Annotated in this window: 1 protein-coding gene; it reads left to right on the forward strand. The window is 49.8% G+C overall.

Annotated features, from left to right (window positions below; all coding sequences use genetic code 11):
- A partial coding sequence (locus HMPREF2572_RS04575) for a tyrosine-type recombinase/integrase (RefSeq protein ID WP_148132287.1) occupies positions 1-209 on the forward strand: 209 nt, incomplete at both ends.

Raw genomic sequence — 209 nt, forward strand, 5'->3', positions numbered from 1 at the left:
ATCATTGAGCGCATGGGCTACAAAGGCAGAGTAACCCCGCACGGTTTCCGTTCCCTTGCCAGCAGCGTTTTGAATGAACAAGGCTTCAACCCTGACGCGATAGAGCGACAGCTTGCCCACATTGAAAACAACAAAATCCGCGCCGCCTATAACCGCGCCGATTATCTGAATGAGCGCAAAGAGTTTATGCAATGGTATAGCGACTTTTT

The organism is Neisseria sp. HMSC064E01, from assembly GCF_001808875.1.
In the GTDB taxonomy this organism is placed as follows: Bacteria; Pseudomonadota; Gammaproteobacteria; order Burkholderiales; family Neisseriaceae; genus Neisseria; species Neisseria sicca_A.